The organism is Paenibacillus sp. GCM10027630 (genome assembly GCF_042676305.1).
Lineage (GTDB): Bacteria > Bacillota > Bacilli > Paenibacillales > NBRC-103111 > Paenibacillus_S.
The window spans coordinates 59,886-80,369 of sequence record NZ_JBHTGY010000015.1; the positions used below are offsets into that span (position 1 = coordinate 59,886).

The 20,484-nt window shown below is 45.9% G+C and carries 20 protein-coding genes; 6 read left to right on the forward strand and 14 right to left on the reverse strand.

Annotated features, from left to right (window positions below; all coding sequences use genetic code 11):
- Positions 1-47 precede the first annotated feature (47 nt).
- Positions 48-860, forward strand: a complete 813-nt coding sequence (locus tag ACFQ0C_RS07965) for an SDR family oxidoreductase (protein WP_379365629.1) — start codon at positions 48-50, stop codon at positions 858-860.
- A gap of 18 nt (positions 861-878) precedes the next feature.
- Here ACFQ0C_RS07965 and ACFQ0C_RS07970 read toward each other — a convergent pair whose 3' ends face one another.
- The 3 genes from ACFQ0C_RS07970 to ACFQ0C_RS07980 form a co-directional block, all read right to left on the reverse strand.
- On the reverse strand, positions 879-3,098 hold the full coding sequence (locus ACFQ0C_RS07970; RefSeq protein ID WP_379365631.1) for a heavy metal translocating P-type ATPase: 2,220 nt from the start codon (positions 3,096-3,098) through the stop codon (positions 879-881).
- A 106-nt stretch (positions 3,099-3,204) separates the two neighbouring features.
- The gene (locus ACFQ0C_RS07975; RefSeq protein WP_258217889.1) at positions 3,205-3,405 is read right to left on the reverse strand and encodes a cation transporter; all 201 of its coding nucleotides are present in this window, start codon (positions 3,403-3,405) and stop codon (positions 3,205-3,207) included.
- 25 nt (positions 3,406-3,430) lie between these two features.
- Positions 3,431-3,766 (reverse strand): metal-sensitive transcriptional regulator, encoded by a 336-nt coding sequence (locus ACFQ0C_RS07980; RefSeq protein WP_379365633.1) that lies wholly within the window; start codon positions 3,764-3,766, stop codon positions 3,431-3,433.
- A 327-nt stretch (positions 3,767-4,093) separates the two neighbouring features.
- On the opposite strand from ACFQ0C_RS07980, the gene ACFQ0C_RS07985 reads away from it, so the two are divergent.
- Positions 4,094-4,912, forward strand: a complete 819-nt coding sequence (locus ACFQ0C_RS07985; RefSeq protein ID WP_379365635.1) for an SPL family radical SAM protein — start codon at positions 4,094-4,096, stop codon at positions 4,910-4,912.
- Positions 4,913-5,468: 556 nt separating this feature from the next.
- Here ACFQ0C_RS07985 and ACFQ0C_RS07990 read toward each other — a convergent pair.
- Entirely contained in the window at positions 5,469-6,365 is an 897-nt protein-coding gene (locus ACFQ0C_RS07990) for a helix-turn-helix domain-containing protein (protein ID WP_379365637.1), read from the reverse strand.
- Positions 6,366-6,501: 136 nt separating this feature from the next.
- Here ACFQ0C_RS07990 and melA point away from each other — a divergent pair, with 136 nt between their 5' ends.
- On the forward strand, positions 6,502-7,884 hold the full coding sequence (melA, locus tag ACFQ0C_RS07995; RefSeq protein ID WP_379365639.1) for an alpha-glucosidase/alpha-galactosidase: 1,383 nt from the start codon (positions 6,502-6,504) through the stop codon (positions 7,882-7,884).
- A gap of 258 nt (positions 7,885-8,142) precedes the next feature.
- Here the strand turns inward: melA and ACFQ0C_RS08000 are convergent, their stop codons facing one another.
- Both ACFQ0C_RS08000 and ACFQ0C_RS08005 read right to left on the reverse strand, forming a co-directional pair.
- Positions 8,143-9,546: an NAD-dependent malic enzyme gene (locus ACFQ0C_RS08000; protein WP_379365641.1), complete on the reverse strand. Its 1,404-nt coding sequence runs from the start codon at positions 9,544-9,546 to the stop codon at positions 8,143-8,145.
- Between the two features lie 56 nt (positions 9,547-9,602).
- Entirely contained in the window at positions 9,603-10,643 is a 1,041-nt protein-coding gene (locus ACFQ0C_RS08005) for a redoxin domain-containing protein (RefSeq protein ID WP_379365643.1), read from the reverse strand.
- Positions 10,644-10,898: 255 nt separating this feature from the next.
- Here ACFQ0C_RS08005 and ACFQ0C_RS08010 point away from each other — a divergent pair, with 255 nt between their 5' ends.
- Positions 10,899-11,669, forward strand: a complete 771-nt coding sequence (locus tag ACFQ0C_RS08010; protein ID WP_379365645.1) for a C40 family peptidase — start codon at positions 10,899-10,901, stop codon at positions 11,667-11,669.
- A 139-nt stretch (positions 11,670-11,808) separates the two neighbouring features.
- The gene (locus ACFQ0C_RS08015) at positions 11,809-12,294 is read left to right on the forward strand and encodes a hypothetical protein (protein ID WP_379365647.1); all 486 of its coding nucleotides are present in this window, start codon (positions 11,809-11,811) and stop codon (positions 12,292-12,294) included.
- 402 nt (positions 12,295-12,696) lie between these two features.
- On the opposite strand, the gene ACFQ0C_RS08020 is transcribed toward ACFQ0C_RS08015, so the two are convergent.
- The 3 genes from ACFQ0C_RS08020 to ACFQ0C_RS08030 are packed head-to-tail and all read right to left on the reverse strand — an operon-like array spanning position 12,697 to position 15,393.
- Complete coding sequence (locus ACFQ0C_RS08020) at positions 12,697-13,200, reverse strand: GNAT family N-acetyltransferase (protein WP_379365649.1); 504 nt, start codon at positions 13,198-13,200, stop codon at positions 12,697-12,699.
- A 44-nt stretch (positions 13,201-13,244) separates the two neighbouring features.
- Entirely contained in the window at positions 13,245-14,147 is a 903-nt protein-coding gene (locus ACFQ0C_RS08025) for an aldo/keto reductase (RefSeq protein WP_379365651.1), read from the reverse strand.
- Between the two features lie 58 nt (positions 14,148-14,205).
- Positions 14,206-15,393, reverse strand: coding sequence for an MFS transporter (locus ACFQ0C_RS08030; RefSeq protein WP_258215424.1), 1,188 nt, complete (start codon positions 15,391-15,393; stop codon positions 14,206-14,208).
- Positions 15,394-15,719: 326 nt separating this feature from the next.
- On the opposite strand from ACFQ0C_RS08030, the gene ACFQ0C_RS08035 reads away from it, so the two are divergent.
- A complete protein-coding gene (locus tag ACFQ0C_RS08035; RefSeq protein WP_379365653.1) occupies positions 15,720-16,085 on the forward strand; it encodes a DUF3221 domain-containing protein in 366 nt (121 codons plus the stop codon).
- A 99-nt stretch (positions 16,086-16,184) separates the two neighbouring features.
- On the opposite strand, the gene ACFQ0C_RS08040 is transcribed toward ACFQ0C_RS08035, so the two are convergent.
- The 5 genes from ACFQ0C_RS08040 to ctaD all read right to left on the reverse strand — a co-directional run bounded on the left by ACFQ0C_RS08040 (position 16,185) and on the right by ctaD (position 20,418).
- Positions 16,185-16,640 (reverse strand): DUF420 domain-containing protein, encoded by a 456-nt coding sequence (locus tag ACFQ0C_RS08040; RefSeq protein WP_258215422.1) that lies wholly within the window; start codon positions 16,638-16,640, stop codon positions 16,185-16,187.
- Between the two features lie 28 nt (positions 16,641-16,668).
- The gene (locus tag ACFQ0C_RS08045; protein ID WP_379365655.1) at positions 16,669-17,559 is read right to left on the reverse strand and encodes a cytochrome c oxidase assembly protein; all 891 of its coding nucleotides are present in this window, start codon (positions 17,557-17,559) and stop codon (positions 16,669-16,671) included.
- A 115-nt stretch (positions 17,560-17,674) separates the two neighbouring features.
- Positions 17,675-17,989 (reverse strand): cytochrome C oxidase subunit IV family protein, encoded by a 315-nt coding sequence (locus ACFQ0C_RS08050; RefSeq protein ID WP_379365657.1) that lies wholly within the window; start codon positions 17,987-17,989, stop codon positions 17,675-17,677.
- Positions 17,990-18,610 (reverse strand): cytochrome c oxidase subunit 3, encoded by a 621-nt coding sequence (locus ACFQ0C_RS08055; protein ID WP_258215419.1) that lies wholly within the window; start codon positions 18,608-18,610, stop codon positions 17,990-17,992. It lies immediately after the preceding gene.
- Positions 18,607-20,418, reverse strand: coding sequence for a cytochrome c oxidase subunit I (ctaD, locus tag ACFQ0C_RS08060; protein ID WP_379365987.1), 1,812 nt, complete (start codon positions 20,416-20,418; stop codon positions 18,607-18,609). Before ctaD ends, ACFQ0C_RS08055 begins: the two co-directional genes overlap by 4 nt.
- Between the last annotated feature and the right edge of the window lie 66 nt (positions 20,419-20,484).

Below are 20,484 nucleotides of genomic sequence, written 5' to 3' on the forward strand. Positions count from 1 at the left end.
GTAGTTAAGTACTTAACTAAATCCATAGATAGAAAGGATACAACCTGATGTCGATTATTATTACAGGTGCTAACGGTAAATTAGGCAGCTTAATTATTAAGCATCTTCTGGAGAAAATACCTGCACAACAAATCATTGCTTGCGTCCGCCACCCTGAGAAGGCTTCTGAGTATTTAGCGCAAGGAATTGAAGTACGTTATGGTGATTACGATCAACCTGAGTCCCTTGATAAAGCCTTTACTGGCGCTTCCAAGCTTTTGCTCATTTCCAGTTCTAACAACGATGATACGATTCGAGTACGTCAGCACGCCCATGTCATAGAGGCAGCAAAAAAAGCGAAGGTTGAACATATCCTTTTCACCAGCTTTGCTTTTCTGGGAACGGGCAATATGTCGCCTTCGCATCAATATTTGGCCACAGAGCATGCCATTCTTACATCCGGTATCCCTCATACTTTTCTCCGCAACGCTTTGTATACGGACTTTGTCGGAGTTCTCGGCTTAAAGGAAGCTATATCGAAAGGTGAATTGGTCACTTACCCCGGAGATTGGCTATTTAATACGGTGACACGAAATGATCTCGCCTTAGGTATCGCAGCCGTGCTGGCCTCACCCGATCACAAGAACAAGACATATGAGCTTACCGCTTCGCGAGCATGGAGCTTTGAGGAACTAGCGAATATTCTGTCTGAGCTCTCTGGTAAGCCCATCACTCACCGACAGGACCCACAGGTCCAGAACTGGATCTATGGGTTCCTGGGCAAGCTTGATACTTCTTCCACTTCTCTGGATTTGGAACAATTAATTGGCGGACCTGTTGCTACACTAAAGGAAAGCATACAGCCCTTTATAGCACCTTAATTAGTTAAATTTATATGCTTAAAGTTTAATACGCTGAAGTCTTAGTGCATTTAATACTACGGATACTGAGCTAAGAGCCATAGCAGCCCCTGCGAGCCACGGAGCCAGAAAGCCTAAGGCAGCAATCGGAATACCTATCACATTATAGGCCAGAGCCCAAAACAGATTCTGTTTAATGTTTGCCATTGTCTTTTTGCTCATAAATATAGCATCTGGAATGCTGTTCAGATCGCCGCGCATTAAGGTTACATCTGCTGCCTCCATGGCTACGTCTGTGCCGGTTCCCACCGCCATACCGATATCCGCCGTTGCCAATGCGGGAGCATCATTAATTCCATCCCCTACCATGGCTACTTTTTGTCCGGCTGCCTGGAGCTTTTTAACCTCGGCAGCTTTGCCTTCCGGCAATACCTCGGCCAATACATGATCAATACCCGCCTGAGCAGCGATCGCTTTGGCTGTACGTTCATTATCCCCGGTGATCATGATAACCTCGATTCCGAGGTTTTTCAGACGCTCCACCGCTTCTTTGGATGTATCCTTGATCGTATCGGCTACAGCAACCATTCCAGCATATACACCATCGATGGCTACTAGCATGGACGTTTTTCCCGCTTCTTCCAAACGGTTCATTGTTTCAAAAGCAGCTTCTGCATTCACTTCATATTTGGCCATTAGCTTTCTTGTTCCGACCAACAGCTCCTTACCTTCAACTACAGCACGTATACCAAAGCCTGGAATAGCCTCAAACTGTTCCGCTTCCGGAAGCTCGATTCCTCTTTCCTTAATCCCATTCACAATAGCCTCAGCTAACGGGTGCTCTGAATTTTTCTCAGCTGCACCTACGAATCGTAAGAAGTTATCCTCGCTCACCTCTTCAGTTGCCATAATGTCTGTAAGTTCAGGCTTGCCATTGGTTACCGTACCGGTTTTGTCTAAAATAATAGCATTTATACGATGGGTGGCCTCCAGATGCTCTCCGCCTTTAAACAGAATGCCTAATTCCGCCGCCCGCCCCGAACCGGCCATAATAGACGTAGGAGTAGCAAGCCCCAACGCACAAGGACAAGCAATGACAAGGACTGCAATCGCCTTTTCTAAGGCACTTGAAAAACTGCCCGGCTCCACACCGAAATACCAAACAAAGAAAGTCAACAAGGCGATCCCGACCACTATAGGAACAAAAATACCGGAAATGGCATCAGCTACTCTTTGAATTGGTGCTTTGGAACCTTGGGCTTCCTCTACTACTTTGATGATTTGGGCAAGGGCGGTTTCCTTACCTACTTTTGTGGCTTTAATTCTAAGCATCCCATTTTTATTGATAGTGGCTCCTATTACCGGATCTCCAATTCGCTTATCCACCGGGATGCTTTCGCCAGTTAACATCGATTCGTCGACCGAGGATGCACCTTGAATAACTTCTCCATCCACCGGAATTTTTTCACCGGGCTTAACAATAACCACATCTTCTACCACAACTTCCTCAATGGGTACACTAATCTCGCTGCCATCACGAATAACGGTGGCTGTTTTAGCCTGAAGTCCCATAAGTGTTTTAATAGCCTCAGAGGTTCTGCCTTTAGCTAATATCTCAAAGAGCTTTCCAAGCAAAATCAATGTAATCAGAACAGCGCTTGTTTCATAGTATAAAGCCACTTCATGACCATGACTGTTTATTGATTGAATCGTTTGGTACAGGCTATAAAAGTAAGCTGCAGAGGTTCCCAGAGCAACCAGGACATCCATATTCGCACTGCCGTTCCGAAGCGCTTTATAGGCGCCTACATAGAACTGTCTTCCTATAATGAATTGAACAGGTGTAGCCAGAGCTAATTGGAACCACGGGTTCATGAACAAATCCGGCAACCAGATGAACGAAGTAAAAGAAAAGTGACTGACCATAGCCCAAAGTAGAGGCAAAGACAGGACCGCTGAAGTAATCAGTTTGATTTTATGGTTTCTAAGTTCCTTTTGCCGATGATCACCAGTCTCCTGTTGTTCCTGTTTAACGGTTCCATAGCCCAAGGCTTCGATCTTTTGCTCCATCTGTTCCAAATTCGCTTTAGTTGGATCGAATGTAACCGAAGCTTTCTCCAAAGCAAAATTGACGTTCGCACCGGACACACCTTCCAGCTTGTTCAGTCCTTTTTCTATGCGGTTTGCACACGCGGCGCAAGTCATTCCGGTAATTTGCAATGTCGTTTGTTGCTCCTGTATTGCTTGCTGCTTTTCCATAGCCTGCTTCCTCCTAATACCGCCTCAATACCTATGGGGGGTATATTTAATTGAAAAAAAATAGTACTCAAGCACAACGAGTCTATCTCCCGCTGTGCTCTCTTTCTTATACTACATCGTATCCTTGTTCCTCAATTGTTTCTTTGATTGTCTCCAATGTGAGCTTATTTTCATCGAATTGAACCTTTACGGTTTTAGTTGCAAGCTCTACTTGCCCCTTAGCTCCAATATTCTTAAGTGCGCCTTCAACCGAATTTACACAATGTCCACAAGTCATACCTTCTACTTCTAATGTTACGTTTTGCATATCCATTCCTCCATTATTTTTAATATTATTTCATTAACTTATTAACAGTAATCAAAAGTTCATCGATAACTTCATGTTCCCCAGCCTTTATGCGATCAATCACACAGCTTTTCATATGACCTTCCAGCAGCAGCTTACCGACACCATTTAATGCCGCTTGAATTGCAGCAATCTGGTTTAATACATCGTCACAGTAAGTGTCCTTCTCTATTAAACCTTTGACGCCACGAATCTGGCCCTCAATACGGTTAAGTCGTGTAATCAAATTTGCTTTTGTTTTATCGGAATGATGACTTTGTCTATTTGAGCTGCAATTGGGAGCCTCTTCGAGATCTGCATTAGTTGCTTTAAGAGTATCCATTTTGTTAGCCTCCTATTCTCCATGGATCAATCATACTATACCCCCCATGGGTAAGTCAACTGTTTTATAGCTTGTTCATTTGAACAAAAGAGCAAGCCCCAGTAATGCACAATTTCAATATTCAGTTTAAACTTGTAAGGTGGTTGATATAATTGATGAGGTAGAATGAAACATTCCCATCTCGACCGATTGATATTGATAATGCCCAACCGCATTCCCGACAAAGTGCAGAAGCTGCTTACTGCCAGCCAAGTTTCCTAATACGTAGTAAGTACAGTCCCATGTGAATAATTGACCTATAAATATATAAAAAAGGAGCGAATATCCATGCAGCCAATCGTATCCCGTAAAACACCCAAGCAACTGCTAAACCCTGCCAGTGGTTATTTAACCGGCTACAGCCACACGCTTAACCCATATACCGGTTGTTCATTTTCCTGCTCCTACTGCTATGTTAGGGAAATGCCTGTGGCCAAATTCCGCCGCGAAGCCTGGGGAACATGGGTCGATGTAAAGGAAGGCGCCTCCGAGCTGCTGCATAAAGAATTAGTCAAAGCGAAGAAGAAGGGCCCTGTTACAATCTTCATGTCGTCCGCCACAGATCCCTACCAGCCTCTAGAATACCGAGAAAGGCTAACACGCTCCCTGCTGGAGACGATGGCGCAGGAGCAGCCCGACTTCCTACTTGTGCAGACCCGCAGTCCGCTCGTAACGCGTGATACGGATGTGCTGCTGCAGATGAAGGACCGGGTTCGCATAAGCGTCACAGTCGAAACCGATCTGGAGTCGGTACGTAAGGCTTTCACCCCGGGTGCCCCTCCAATTGCAGCTAGGCTGCGTACTCTGGATAAGCTCAGCTCCGCAGGGCTTGACGTACAAGCGGCGGTCTCTCCGCTGCTGCCATGCTCCGAGCAGTTTGCCGCCAGCCTGGCGTCCGTCGTCAATCGAGTATGCCTCGATGATTTCTTCATGGGCGATGGAAGTCTCGGCAAGCGTACAGAAAGGCTCGGCATACGCCGAATTTATGAGGATATGGGTATGAACCAGTGGTATAACCGCAACGCTTATCTGCATGTACAAGAACAGATGAAGGAGCATTTCGCAAAAGACCGGATTTTTATAAGCCAAGCGGGCTTTTTGCCGTAAGCTTTCAAAGAATCTTCTGCTTTATAAAATCATTAGCTTCACCGCGACGAACCTGATTGTGCTCCTCGAAATAATTCCGCCGCGTCTGGAGCCCCGATCTTGCACACCCTAAACCTCAACGTGGGCGCTGGATATTCTTTTGCATACTATCCCGTTGTCTCAGGATGGGCGTTGGATACTCTTATGTGCACTATTCCTTTGCCTCATTGTGAGTGCTGGGTACTCATATGTGCACTATCCCATCGCCTCAGCATGGGTGCTGGATACTCTTATGTGCACTATCCCATTGCCTCAGCATGGGTGCTGGATACTCTTTTGCATACTATTCCATTGCCTTAGTGTGAGTGCTGATACCTTTTGTGCACTATCCCTTTGCCTCAGCTTGGAGGGAGGATACTCTTATGTGTACTATCTCATTGTCTCAGTATGGGTGCTGGATACTCTTTTGCATACTATCCCTTTGCCTCAGATATAATTCCTGAGCAATGGGGATAGCGGCCATAAGCGAAATTTTAATAATTGCTGTAACTTCATAACCGCTAACCACATTCCTCCATTACTGCTCAATACGAAGAAAATAGACCGGATCTACTTTTTTCCCCAACCTATACTCATTCGGTGTAGCCCCGACAAAGCTCCGAAACACTTTTATAAAATAGTTCGTATACTCAAAGCCCGTCTCCTTAGCGACAGCTTCGACTGTTTTCTCAGTATGCCTCAGCAGCCAAGCGGCCTGCTCGACGCGGATTTTACGCAAATATTGATTGGGCTTCAGCCCCGTTTTCTTCAAGAACTGCCGGCAAAAGTGATACTTCGTCAATCCGGCCGCACCCGCCATATCATCCACCGATAAATCTTGCGCATATTGAGATTTCAGCAGTTTAATAGCCGCACGGATCGAAGCTGGCATGTCCTCCGTTGCACGTATGATGTCCCGCCCTTCTGCTAGCTGGTGCAGGCTCATCAGAAGCTCATACAGTACAGCGGATACTGCAAACTTATCCAACTGAGGGTTATGGAATACTTCAGCATATAGTTTACTCAATATCGTCAATGGCTCCGAGTGATCCTTGAACGAAATGACCGTCCCCAGCTTTTTCTGAATTTCTGTAAAATGATTTACGGCATCCGCACCGTTCACAACTACATAAAGAAACTCCCATTCATCGGAATCCTCCGGCAAATAGTACTCCGTATCACTAGGTATAACAGTAATAAACGCACTATCCTTCACCAAGGAATATAAGGCTGCCCCATCGCGTAAAGCGCCTTTCCCCGATAGTGTATATTGAAAAATTACAAAACCTCCCCCACGCTTCAAACCGTTCCAACGGTAGTCTGCTGAAACGACCCTATCCCACCCTATATTAATGAGCCGAATAGGCAATGCAGCCGGACTCAGATATTTAAACCCGAAGCTTGTTTTCTCACAAACCTCATGCGGTAACAGCAATATAGTCTCATCCTTTCGAAAATATGTTATCATTGTACGCCCTGTCTTTTTGTTTTATCATGAAACTGTTCAATTGGGAAGTCAACGGAATGATATTATTTTTATTTATTAAAATGGAGCAGGAGGGCTATTTCTCATGTTAAAAATCGCAATGATCGGGGCAGGAAGTATCGGCTTCACACGCCGTCTCGTAATGGATATTCTATCTATCCAAGAATTTCAGAATGCGCAATTTCGTTTCATGGATATCAATGAGGAGAGTCTGAATATGGCAGCCGATCTATGCCGGAATATGATTCAGAAGAACGGCTTGCCCGCCACCATCCAAGCTACTACGAACCAGAGAGAAGCGATTGCCGATGCTGATTATGTGTTCTGTACCGCTCGTGTAGGCGGCCTGGAAGCATTCCGCCACGATATCGAAATCCCGCTCCGCTATGGAGTCGATCAGTGCGTAGGCGATACACTGGGGCCAGGCGGCGTATTCTTCGCGCTGCGTACGATCCCGGTTCTGCTGGATATTGCCCGCGACATGCGCGAGCTCGCACCGGATGCGCTGCTGCTCAACTACTCCAACCCCATGGCAATGAATACATGGGCTGTACGTCGCGCTGGCGGTGTTCGTGTAGTCGGTCTGTGCCATGGGGTTCAGCACAGCCACTCCTTGATCTCGCAAGCTCTTGGCCTTCCTAAGGCTGAAGTTGATTTCACCGCAGCCGGCATTAACCATCAGACCTGGTTCGTTCAGGTTGCCCATCAAGGTAAAGACATGCTTCCTCATATTCTCGAAAGCATGGAGAAGCATCCCGATATTTCACGCAAAGAGCCCTGCCGGATCGATGTACTGCGTCGTTTCGGGTATTTTTCAACAGAATCGAACGGTCATCTGAGCGAATATTTACCTTGGTACCGCAAACGTAAGGGTGAAACGGATTCATGGATCTGTCCGGATACGTGGATCGGCGGAGTAACCGGCGGCTACTTGAATCATTGCCTAAGCCGGGGGGATGAGTACAAGGAGAATTATCCGAAATGGATGAGCGGTGAGTTGAAATTCATTAAGCTTGGCGAGCGCTCTGAAGAACACGGCTCGTATATCCTTGAGGCGTTGGAAACCGGCCGAGTTTACCGCGGGCATTTCAACATTGAGAATCAAGGCTTGATCACCAACCTGCCTGATAAATCAACGATTGAAATTCCTTGTTATGTGGATCGTAACGGCATACAGCCGACGTTCATCGGTCAACTGCCGCTAGCCTGCGCCGCTACATGCAAGGTTAGCATCAACGTGCAGGAAATGGCTGTAGAAGCAGCGCTCACCGGCAATCGTGAGCTAGTTAAGCAAGCCGTTCTGCATGATCCGTTGACTGCTGCCGTCTGCACTACCGATGAAGTATGGCGGATGTGCGACGAGATGTTCGATGCTCTTGGCCCTTGGCTGCCGCAGTTCAACGGGGAGAACCGAACGTGGAATGATATACCTCAGGCGAATAACGGCAAGCTGTCGTTTATTCGTTAGTCAATGGAAACTGGCGGTTCGGACAGTTAACCGGTATTCTTATCCATCAATCCCTATAATACAATTTGGGTGTATCCCTCCAACTAAGCCTCCTGAGTATTCTAAGCGAAATGAGGTGAGGGATTCATTATCTAGTCAGTTAAAAAACGCTAAATCCCCTATTCGGGATTTAGCGTTCTGCAATAATAATAGAACTATAGTCGGTATGAGTCCTCATGAAAAAGCGATTCGTTCCAAACGATCCTTCCCGAGTTCAACTTAACGGAAATCCGGCGGAATCCTTCTTGCTACTCCAGTACGGATTGCAGCTTCGATAACAGCATGGCGCACCTTATCAACTACATGCTCATTAAATATACTCGGAATGATATATAATTCATTCAACTCATCATCGCTAACAACAGAGGCAATAGCCCTTGCTACCGCAAGCTTCATCTCCTCGTTAATACGATTGGCACGGCAATCCAGAGCCCCGCGGAAAATTCCCGGGAAGCACAGCACGTTGTTAATCTGGTTCGGGTAATCACTCCGTCCGGTTGCAAGCACCTTCACATACGGTTCGGCAAGATCAGGATCTATCTCGGGCTGCGGATTGGCCAGTGCAAATACAATGGGGTCTTTTGCCATTGCCTTAACATGCTCAACCTTCAATAAGCCAGCTCTGGACACGCCTATAAATACATCGGCACCTGCAATTACCTGATCCAAGCCACCTGCCGTTGCCTCTACCTGTGATTGCTCAGCAAGCCACTGCCACATCGGCTGTGAATAAGTCTCCCCGCGAACGATTGCCCCATCGCGGTCCACAGGCACAAGCCGCTTCACACCAGCGGCAAGCAGCATCTTGCACACGGACACGCCCGCTGCCCCGATCCCGTTCACCACTACACGGATTGAGTCGATCGGTTTCCCAACGACCTTCAGTGCGTTCAAGAGCCCTGCAAGCATGACTACAGCCGTTCCGTGCTGATCATCATGGAACACAGGAATATCTAGTTCCGCTTCGAGCCTCGACTCAATCTCAAAGCAGCGCGGCGAGCTGATATCCTCCAGATTAATACCGCCGAATATAGGGCTGATCGCCTTAACTGTACGAATAATCTCCTCTGTATCCTTTGTATCCAAGCAGATTGGGAACGCATCCACTCCTGCCAGCTGTTTAAACAGCATCGCTTTTCCTTCCATCACCGGTGCAGCTGCCTGAGGTCCAATGTCACCCAATCCAAGAACCGCTGTGCCATCCGAAATTACGGCTACCGTATTTCTTTTGATAGTTAATGAATAAGCTTTCTGCGGGTCTTCATGAATAGCCGTGCATACGCGTGCCACACCAGGTGTATAAACACGTGACAAATCATCCCGGTTCTTGATAGGCATATTCGGCTGCATGGAAATCTTTCCACCCAAATGCGCCAAGAACGTACGGTCAGATACGTTGATCAAGGTTATTCCTTTAAGCTGTTTAATGGCCGTAACGACCTCAACCTCCAAAGAATCCTGCACATCAACGGTAATATCACGCACTGAAGATTCCTTGCCTACACGTATAACGTCAATCGACGATACATCGCCGCCCGCGCGGCTTATCACAGAAGCAACATCTCCGAACGAAACTTGATCATGAGCCAACTCTACACGCAAAATAATACTTGTATTAGCCATTAAAACCACTCCTAAAATTAGTTTTCTGATCGTTTATTTTTTGAAAATTCATGAAGTTACCTCACTGCCTTTTTCAGTGAATCTTCGTTCATCGGGCCCTGCACCTTTTTTCGAATGATACCTTGCTCGTCGACCAAATAGGTTACAGGATAAGCAGCGACTTTGTAGATTTTCCCCACATCACCTAGCGCATCCAACACAATTGGAAATGTTAACCCCCATTGATTAACGTAAGCATTAACTACAACCTTGCTTGCTTCCGTCTGCGTTGCATTAACCGATAAAATAACAACATCCCGATCCTTATACTCACTGTAAAACCGCTGCATATGCGGCATCTCTACCCTACAGGGAGGACACCAGGTTGCCCAGAAATTAATTAGCACCTTTTTGCCACGGTAATCCGACAGCTTGATCTGACCACCTCCTAAAGCTTCTAGTTCAAAGTCAGGGGCTCTCTCACCTACACGGGTTCCAGTTGCAACTCCGGCTTCTGCAAACGCCAAATCGCTTCCTAATCCCGCTTTTTCCCAAGTATTTGAGGCCACCACACTTATCACGGCATGTCCAAGTACAAAGACAAGGAACAGCTGCTGTAGTTTCTTTCGTCCTTCCTTAACCCTCCCCTTCCACAATAGAATCACTATCACGGCACTCAGACTTAGAAGTAAACCATTTGTGGCAATATTTACCTCTTCAAATAATATTTTGAAAAACCGATAAACCATGTACCCCACCAAAAGGGAGACAAGCCACGAATCTATATATAGGGGCCACCTAGGCGATTTATGGTCTCTCAACCATACATAACCACCTGCGACTGCTGCAGCTATCCACGCTCCTTGTTCTCCACCGCTGAAATACAGCAGGGATAACGGGCTTTCTATTACACTTTGTGGATCCAATAACAGCACACTCAGCTTCCAGGTAAACAACCAGATGAGCAATGCTTCAAATGCCCGGTCATAGCTTTTATTATCTAAATCCGATTCGCGGCGCAAGCGCAGCTTCATAACTGCAAAGCCTGCCAAGATCGCAACCGCTATGAGCAGCACGCTTTTTTGTAACACCAGCGGTCCAAGCACCCATGCGTCCAATTGGTTTCTCCTTCCAGCGATTTTCCAGAGTTTAGACCGTAAGCACTTACTTAGCCTTCTGAGGGAGAGCTTGCATCTCTTGACTACATTGTGGCTTGAGGGCAGTGACAAGTCAAATTAACGTTTTTAATAACCGTACCATGTATTTTTTATAGATTCTCTCATGCAAGCCTTTGCTAACGGCCTAGAAAGCCGAAAGCAATTCATATAAAAGGTTTGAAAACTCATCTTAGACCAACGGAGGTACTACCATTTATGAAGAAATTCCTTGCTACATTGCTGATTGCCGCAACTGTCACTACAGGCGCAAGTCTTATTGCTCCTACTGAAGCACATGCCGCCCCGGAAGCAACTATTGTTAGCAGTGTTAACTTCAGAAGTGCTCCTAACACCAGCGCATCATCCCTACGTTTATTGAAAACCGGAGAGAAAATTCAAATTATTTCCAAGGTAAATGACTATTGGTACTATGTTCAAACTACCCAAGGCCAACTAGGTTACATTTCTACCAGCAGCAAATATGTAAAATATGCAGGCGCAGGCTCATCAACTGGCGGCGGAAGCGGAAGTGGAAGCGGCTCGTCCAGCAACACTGTTAACAAAATCATCAGCGCAGGCAAAAAATATTTGGGTACACCTTACGAATTCGGATCTGACCGCTCCAATACACGCACTTTCGACTGCTCTGACTTTGTCCGTCAAGCCTTCAAGGATGGCGCAGGTGTTACATTGCCAAGCGATTCCAGAGGACAAGGCAGCTATGTCAAAAGCCTGGGGAATTCCACATCAAATTGGCGCAACCTCAAGGCTGGCGATCTGATGTTCTTTATGGATTACAAAGGTACTAGCAAGTCTGCATACCCAAGCAACACATCGAATCAGACCATCAGTCACGTAGGTATCTATCTTGGAAATGGACAGATTCTGCATACATATTCCAAGGACTCCGGTGGTGTTAGAATAGATAGCATCGCAGGAAAACATTGGGAATACCGCTTTATGTTTGGCGGTAGCGCGTTGAAATAAAGCATCACAAATAACCCGAATCCACAGGTTTATCACCTGGGGTTCGGGTTTTTGTATGGAAATTGGGGCGAATGTGCAGCATATGCTATAATTAGCATACATAAATATTTCATCCAAACTATACGGAGGCATCGCATCCATGCTGACTTTTCAAGAAAAATTAACTATTATTGAATCATTCCCCGAATTACAGCGCCATAATGTATCACTTGGACGGGTTAATTTCCATTATGAAAATAGCTGCTATGATAAAAAAAATGTCGTCTACCACCTGCACCCTAACGGTAACGGCTTTGTTTATGCGGGATTTCTAAAAGGCTATCAGAAAGATGATAAAGACATGGTTAATATACGGGAGTACTCAGCAGAGGCTCTACATGAGCTAATTCAAGCATCTATCCAGTCACTTACGGCAGATCCTGCTGCGCTAAATGCAGAGGCCCCCAAGCCTGCCCCTGAGAAACAGACTTCTCAGCGTTGGATCAGCAGTGACAATCAAATCCTCACTCTAATTCTTGAGGAAGATCTTTGGAATCTATATTTCGGCATTAATCTGGAATTCGCGTTTGAAACCTATGAGGAAGCTGAGGAATACTTACTGGAAGAGGGCTTTACCCGTATGTAGAGGGTAAAAACTTCTGACCAAAGCCCTTTCGATGAAGATACCTCCGCGTCTTAACGGTTACTTTCCTAGAATGAATTAGTCCAAGCGCATTAGCGGAAGTAATTCGTCCGCTATCGCATGGAAAGCACAAAAAACAGAGAGATAGCGGAAGATCTGCTTCCGTTAGCTCTCTGTTTTGGTTCATTCAGCCCCTATTTGCCCCGAATAGCGGAAATCCGACTTCCGCTATCGTCCTAAATTGGAGGCCGTAGATTAAATAACGGAATTTTCAGTTCCGTTCAGGATCTTTAGAGCACATAGCTACTTCTCCGCTATCCGAATATAAAAAAGTCCATACGGAAAGCTCGTCACCCTTGTGGGCTCGAATGGAAATAAGCTCCATTGGAGATTAGGTCAAGATGGTTAAACTAGCCGTTTGGCATAGCAGTGCCGTAGATGGCCTTCATACATCGGACGGGTAAACTGAATTGTAAACCCCGCGGCCTCCAGGTTTCGCCTACTCACGTGGTTCTCTGGATGAACCGTTGAGAAGAGATGCAGGCAGCCATAAACCCGTGCGCGTTCTTCCCTTAGCTCGTGAAACTGACGCTGCAGCCCATGACCTCGTGCAGTCTCATGAACCACCGTCGCATCAAGAACAGCCACACGGAGCAGTTCTGCCTTCGGCACGCCGAACTCCCGCCCCAAATTACTTGCGCCGACACCTGGAAATGCAAGGACTGTAAAAGCAACAAGCCGTTCCTCTAGAAAAGCACCATATATCTCACCATGGTCTTGAACACGAGTATACAGATAGTCTGTACTATCCATCGAGAACAGCGCACTGGAGGGAAGCCTGGAAACTACATCAACCATCAACCTATGTACCTCCTGAACCTCCTCATGCCCTATACGACGGATATCCATCCGATAGCCTCCCTGCATTAAACTGATCGGGCGGACAAAAATTACTATCCTTGCCCAGCCCAGCCTTTACCCGCCTCAACTTCATTCCAACGCGCTCTAATCGCCTGCATTTGTTGGTCAGTTAGCGATCCCTTGTCAGCAAGCACGGCGTTCTGCACCCAGCGGTCCGGATTGGCTGTCCCTACAATAGCTGTAGCCACTCCCGGCTGACTGAGCGTAAATCGCAGCGCTGTTTCTACCGCCTTTGACGGGTCACCCTTCAAGAAATCATACTCCAACTGCTGCAGACGCTCCCAATAGGTATGATGGTAAGCAGACGCCGGCTTCTCTGCGCCGGAACGCCATGCTACATTAGCTATTGGACGTTTGGCAACCACGCCTACTTGTCTGACCACTGCTTCAGGCAGAGTCAGCTGAACCGCTTGTTGATCCGCAATATTGATAGAGGTTTGCAGCGAGTCGAATGCCCCGCAATGTATAGCATACAAGGCTGCATTGCCGTCACCGCTGTATCCGATATAGCGAGTTTTCCCTGCCTCCTGAGCTTTCTTCAGCACGGCAATAACCTCTCCATCCCGCAGCAGCTCCTCCTTGCAGCTATGCAGATGAATCAGGTCCACATAATCGGTTTTCAGTCGCTTTAAGCTGCGATCTATGCTATCAGCCAGCATCTTGGGATCCCAATCCGGAGCATCGAAACCCGATGCATGACCACATTTAGTGAACAAATAGTAATCGTTCCTGCGGTGCCCTACCGCTTGGCCTATCAGTTCTTCACTCGTTTTATAGCATTCTGCTGTATCGATAACATTAAGACCTGCATCCAACGCGCTTCCAAGAAGCCTTTCCACCTCAGACAAAGAGGCGTTCTCGTAACCAATTTCGGAACCGCCGAAGCCCAGAACACTTACAAGCAAATCCGTTTTGCCTAACCTTCTCTTTTCCATACGTGTCAACTCCTTCGTTAAAGTGTACGCCTTTTCCTTTTCTTTTCAGCTGCCAAGCTTAACTTTTTGCCATGTTCTCAAGCGGCTTGACTTGAATCAATCGGTAGGCTAACCATGCTGAAACGCAGCCGAGTATTCCAACAATGACAAAACCTTGCTGAAGCGTCAGCAAATCCCCTGCAATTCCCATAAACAAAGGCCCCATAAACATCCCTAGCCCATAGATTGCCTGATAAAAACCCATTGCTGTCGCACGTTTACCTGAATCCATGTGTTTAATGCTAAGCGACATCAGAATCGGTGTTGACAAGCCCCTTCCAAATCCGGCTATCGCCTGTGTCAATATTAATAGTCCCAAATGAGAGGTCATTGGGATTATTGCCGTAAAAATACCACTTAGAATGAATCCACCGATAATTACATTCTTCTCACCAAGCTTCGCAGACAAATGCCTTCCTCCCACCCATGCAGCTACTGCAGTCGGAAAGGTTGAAAAAAACGTGAGCAGCCCCATATCCAGCTTAGTCGCCCCTAATGCTTGGGCATATACCGGCGTAAAGCCAAATACAGTGGCAAATGTCAGCAGCTGAAACAAAATAGCTAAGAACGATACAACAATCAGCATTCGATCCCGAGCTACCTCGACAACGCCGTGCATCGTAATTTTCTGGGCGTTATTATCAAACTTCTCTACCAGGAAGAAGGATCCCGCAAAACCAATCGTCCCTACAACAGCCCCTATTAGAAAGGATGACTCCCAACCATACATATCCGCAAACCAGCCGCCGGTTAAAATACCAAGCATTTGCCCTAAAGAGTTGTATACGGTAATCGTCCCAATAGCTTTTGTTGTTTCTTCCTTGCGATAATAACTTGTAAAAAGAATCGTAAAATCAACCCATGTAGCTGCCGCGGCACCTGCCAAAGCCCGAAGAATGAGGATCCAGGTCACACTCTGTGAAACCAGTATCCCTGCCCCTGCCAACGTCGTGAACAGCATGCCAAACACAATAAATAGTCTCCGCTTGTGAAATCGGTCTGACATAATGCCAACCGGAATACGCAGCAGCATTTGGCTAAACCCATACATGCCTACAATTAACCCAGCCATTTTGTGGGAGGCTCCCAATGATTCAACATACGCGGTTAATATGGGCACACAAGTGTACATAGAGAACCAGAACAATAGTGTAACAACGCAAAACAAAGGAATGCGGTACTGGGATGAAGCCGCTTTTGATGTCATAAAATCTCCTTCCAGCAGGCTGAAATTCAGAAACGGTTTTCCATTTATGTATGAAATCGTTTACTATGCTATCTCGAATGATACAGCTTTAATTGAGATATTGTAAGAGCTGAAGTTAACACCAGTTAGTTACTTTTTTGTGGCAAGTTACGAAGAAGTAAGTATAAATCCGGTACCTAAAAGTAACCATAACAAACCATATTAAATAAATGATCATCATGAATTTTCCATATCTTAGCAACATTATACTGTCCTGCACCGTTAATTTGTAGAAGACTTGTCAAACTAAATCGGTCTTAATAAATCAAGCTATGGAGGGCTACAAAGTGCGGTATTTGATGATATTAACTGTTTTAGCCGCTTGTATTTCCGGATGTTCATCGAGCAAGGAGTCCCCAGCGCCATCTAAACAGGAGGTTTGGAACTATAAGGAAGGCTATATAATTTCCAAATCCGATCATAAGGTACTAGTCGTCAAAAACACTAAAGCTGAAGATATTAGCAAAAAATCCGTTCAACAGCTCCTGGATGAAGTTAAGCCGGATGCAGCTTGGATTACAGTTAAGAACAACGGCGAATACGATTCTCTGGCTATCGGGGATAAAGTTAGCATAGTAAATGATGGCATGATTAATCAATCCTACCCTGCCCAAGCAACCGCTTTGAAAATTAGTCGGATCAATACCAAATAATTAAATGGGTATATACAAAAAAGCCACCTTCATTGCAATGTCCTTCACATCAACAGGACCTGCAACAAATGTGACTCAAGTAACGCATGATCAAAAACTCTATAAGCCTAATATGGCATCTATCATCGGCTTCGTTTCGCCGCCTGGATACATCAGATATAGGAGCACATAGACAACAACACCCGTTGGAGCTGTAAGGAGCCAGACGACTGCCGTTATGCGGCCTATCTTTTTGTGCTTGGCAAAACGCTTGTTGAAGGCATGCAGCAATGTAACGATACCGAATACTGCAGCCGATGTCGCCAATGCGATATGGAAAAATAAAAACAGATGGTACGCCAGCTTCAGCTCTTCCGGGCCGCCAAAGCTCGTATTTCCGACAAAGATTGTCCGTGATGCGTAAACCAGAAAGAAGGCTAGAGCGAATCCGGCCCCCCATAACATCAGCTTCTGATGCGTCTCACGGTTTCCCTTCACAATATGATACCAACCGAAGGCTACAAAAATAGCACTGATAACAATAAATAGCGTGCTAACCGTAGGCAATATTTGCATTCGTATTCCCACCTAATAAATAAATAATTTAAGCCCGGTTCATATTGGCATGCGGCTGAACATAGCCTTCAAGCGCCAACTCTTCCTCTTCCTCCTGTTTGCGTTCCTTACGGTACCAACGGAAGAAGGTATAGCCTAATGCAATGGCGTAGACAATCTCTTGAATAATTTTCATTATAACCCCGCCAAGCTGCTGATCATTCAATACGGACATATATAGAAACTGCTCGGATATGCCTTTGTAAGAAGCATAGATCGGTTCTTCCGCAAAAATAATTAGAGCGCAGGCAGGAGTCAGTAAAATCCCATTAACAAAAATATAAGCCATTCTGCGCAGCTCATTCATCCGGTTGTACTCAGGCAGCGGGCAGAATACGGGAAACCACATTTGGAAGGCAGCCAACATAAAAATTGCGGTGTAAATCGTATGCGCCAACGGGTTCGCCATTAAATAATCCATAATAATCGGAATATGATAAAGGGAGAAAATAAGGTTAAACAGGAATAACGAAATCAATGGGGACGTGAACCCTTTCATTAGCAAATGAGCCACATTTCTTCGAAACATCGGTCTTAACAGCCATCCTGGCAAGCCTAGCAGGATCAGCGGCGGCATTACCAAATACGATATGGATTGCTGCAGCATGTGTGCGCTAAAGCTGTAATGGTGACCATAATAATATAAGGGACTCCCCTCAGCTACGTAAAACAGCAGCAAACCTGTATAGAAATAAAGCTGCTGGCCTATTCTTACAGGAGAAGAATCTTCAAATTGCTGCCTCCAACGACCAACGGCCATTGCATACAACCAACCTACAATGATAACAACGAGGATCCAGCCAGGACTCCATAGGGCAGCAAATTCTGAAAATGCACCGCTTCCTGTGTGTCCCATATGCCCCATTTGACTTGTATCCATGTCAACCTCTCCTTCCTTTTACAGACTATTTCCTACTTGTTACTAATTTGTGAAAAATAGTGCAAAGTTTTGTAAAAAAAAGAGGGGCTCATTCTTCAAGCCACCTCTTAATTTTTTACCACCAAACCCAGTATACCGCCATAGCTACTCCAGTCAAAGCAACGAAAAATCCGAACAACAATCCGACAATCGGAAGAAAATGTCCCTTATCTTTCATATGCATCCAATAAGCTAGCTGGAAGACGGCCTGCACTAAACCTAAGCCTACCAGGAAAATGATAAGAAACGAATGGTCCAAGCCTCCGTATAACACGGCCGCGAAGGCCAGCATAGTTAACACAATCGAAACAATGTAGGACAAGTAGTGATTTCTTGGGCCTTCTAACTTATGCCGCTTGCCAGCGTCTGATGTGTGCTGATGGCTGCTCATTTATGGTCCCACCTTCCCTAACAAGTACACTACGGTGAAGATAAACACCCAAACTACGTCGATAAAGTGCCAATACAGACCGGCAACATAATATTTCGGCGCCGTTACGACTGTAAGACCTTTTTTGATAGATGAAATGACCAACAACGAAATCCACAATACCCCGAAAGCTACGTGCGCTCCGTGAAAGCCTACTAGTGTATAGAACGAAGTAGCAAAAGCACTTCTCGAGAATATATGGCCTTCATGCACATAGTGAACAAATTCATAAATCTCTAAGCCCAAGAAGCCCAAGCCAAGCAATACGGTAATGATCATCCAGAAATTCAGCATTTTCAAATTACCGCGGTGCAATGCCATAGTTCCAAATACACTGGTCAATGAGCTTGTCAACAAGATAAATGTCGATAAAGCTACAATGCTTAATTGAAAAATTTCCTGGCCAGTCGGTCCATCCGGTACTTGATTGCGCAATGCTATGAAGGATGCAAACAGCATACCGAACAATACGCATTCTCCGCCAAGGAAGAGCCAGAAGCCCATTACTTTATTCTTGCCTTCCAAAGTTGCGGTTTCCGCATGAGGTGGCAGAGCACCACCTACTTCATGATGTACACTCATGCTTTAACCCCCTTATCTTCCAGCTCTTCAGGCTCAATATGGTATCCTTTGTCATCGTATACGGATCTTAGGAACATGCTTCCCAACATGATAACAGCCCCAATAGCAACTACAACATAATTGTGGTACATGAATCCAAAGCCTAAAATAAAGAATCCGATTGAGAAGGTAAGCGGCAGTATAGATGGTGAAGGCATATGGATCGAGCCGATCGGTTCTGCCGGCGTCATCTCTTTGTTGCCTGCCATTTTCTCTTTCCAGAAAGCATCCAATCCACGTACAAGTGGAGTTTGTTTAAAATTGTACTCTGGCGGAGGTGACGGAATTGCCCATTCCAAGGAACGGCCATCCCACGGATCCGCTGGAGCGTTCTGTGGCGAACGCGCTGTTGCAATTGCATTGATTAAGAAAACGATAGTTCCGATACCCATCAAGAAGGCGCCGAATGTACTGATCAAGTTGCCTTCTTCCAAACCAACGCCAGGCTGATATGTAAATACGCGGCGCGGCATCCCCATCAATCCTAAGAAATGCTGAGGGAAGAATGTCAGATGGAAGCCGATAAAGAAGGTCCAGAAATGAACTTTCCCCAATTTCTCGTTAAGCATACGTCCGAACATTTTTGGCCACCAGTAGTACATACCTGCAAACAAGCCTAGGACAAGTCCGCCAACGATAACATAGTGGAAATGCGCTACGACGAAGTAGGTGTCATGGTATTGAAAGTCAGCCGCTGGAACCGCAAGCATAACCCCTGTAGTACCACCCATAACGAACGTCGGGATAAAAGCTGTAGCAAATATATTAGCCGTGGAGAACGTAATTTGTCCTCCCCAAAGGGTAAACAGCCAGTTAAAGATTTTAACACCGGTAGGAACCGCGATTGCCATTGTTGCAATAGCGAAGATAGCATTACCTACAGGCCCAATCCCTGTTGTAAACATATGATGGACCCAAACCATGAAGCCTAAAAATCCGATCAACGCTGTAGCGAATACCATGGAGCTGTATCCGAACAAACGCTTTTTGGAAAATGTACTTACGATATCTGAAATAATACCGAATGCAGGTAGAATCAGGATATAAACTTCCGGATGACCGAAGATCCAGAATATATGCTCCCAGAGTACTGAATTACCGCCTCGACTGGCATCAAAGAATGCACCGTCGAACAGGCGCTCAAACATTAACTGAACCAAGCCTACTGTAATAGCAGGGAAAGCGAACAAGATAAGCGCAGAAGTAATGAACGCCGTCCAAGTAAACAAAGGCATTCTCATATAGGTCATACCAGGTGCACGCATATTAATGATCGTTACAAGGAAGTTAATACCCCCGATCAGCGTACCCAAACCGGCAATCTGCAAACCTAGTACATAGAAGTCAACCCCATGATAAGACGAGGTGGTGTCAACGATGGTTGATAGTGGTGCATAAGCCGTCCAGCCTGCAGCAGGTGCGCCGCCCAAGAACCAACTCACGTTCAACATAATACCACCCAAGAAGAACAACCATAAGCCAAGTGCATTTACGAAAGGAAACGCTACGTCGCGTGCACCAATTTGAAGCGGCACTACCGCATTCATAAATGCAAAGATAATCGGCATAGCCGCGAAGAAAATCATCGTCGTACCGTGCATGGTAGTTAACGCATTGAACGTATCGCCGATAAATATTTTGTTATCCGGAAACATCAACTGAATCCGAATCAGAACAGCTTCAAGACCGCCGAGCAGGAAAAAAAATCCCCCGAAAATCAAGTACAGAATACCGATTTTCTTATGGTCAACCGTAGTCAACCAGTCCATTAAACCGGTGTACTGTTTTCTAGTGTGAGAGTGATCCAACGTATTTACCTCCTTTTTACCAAGATG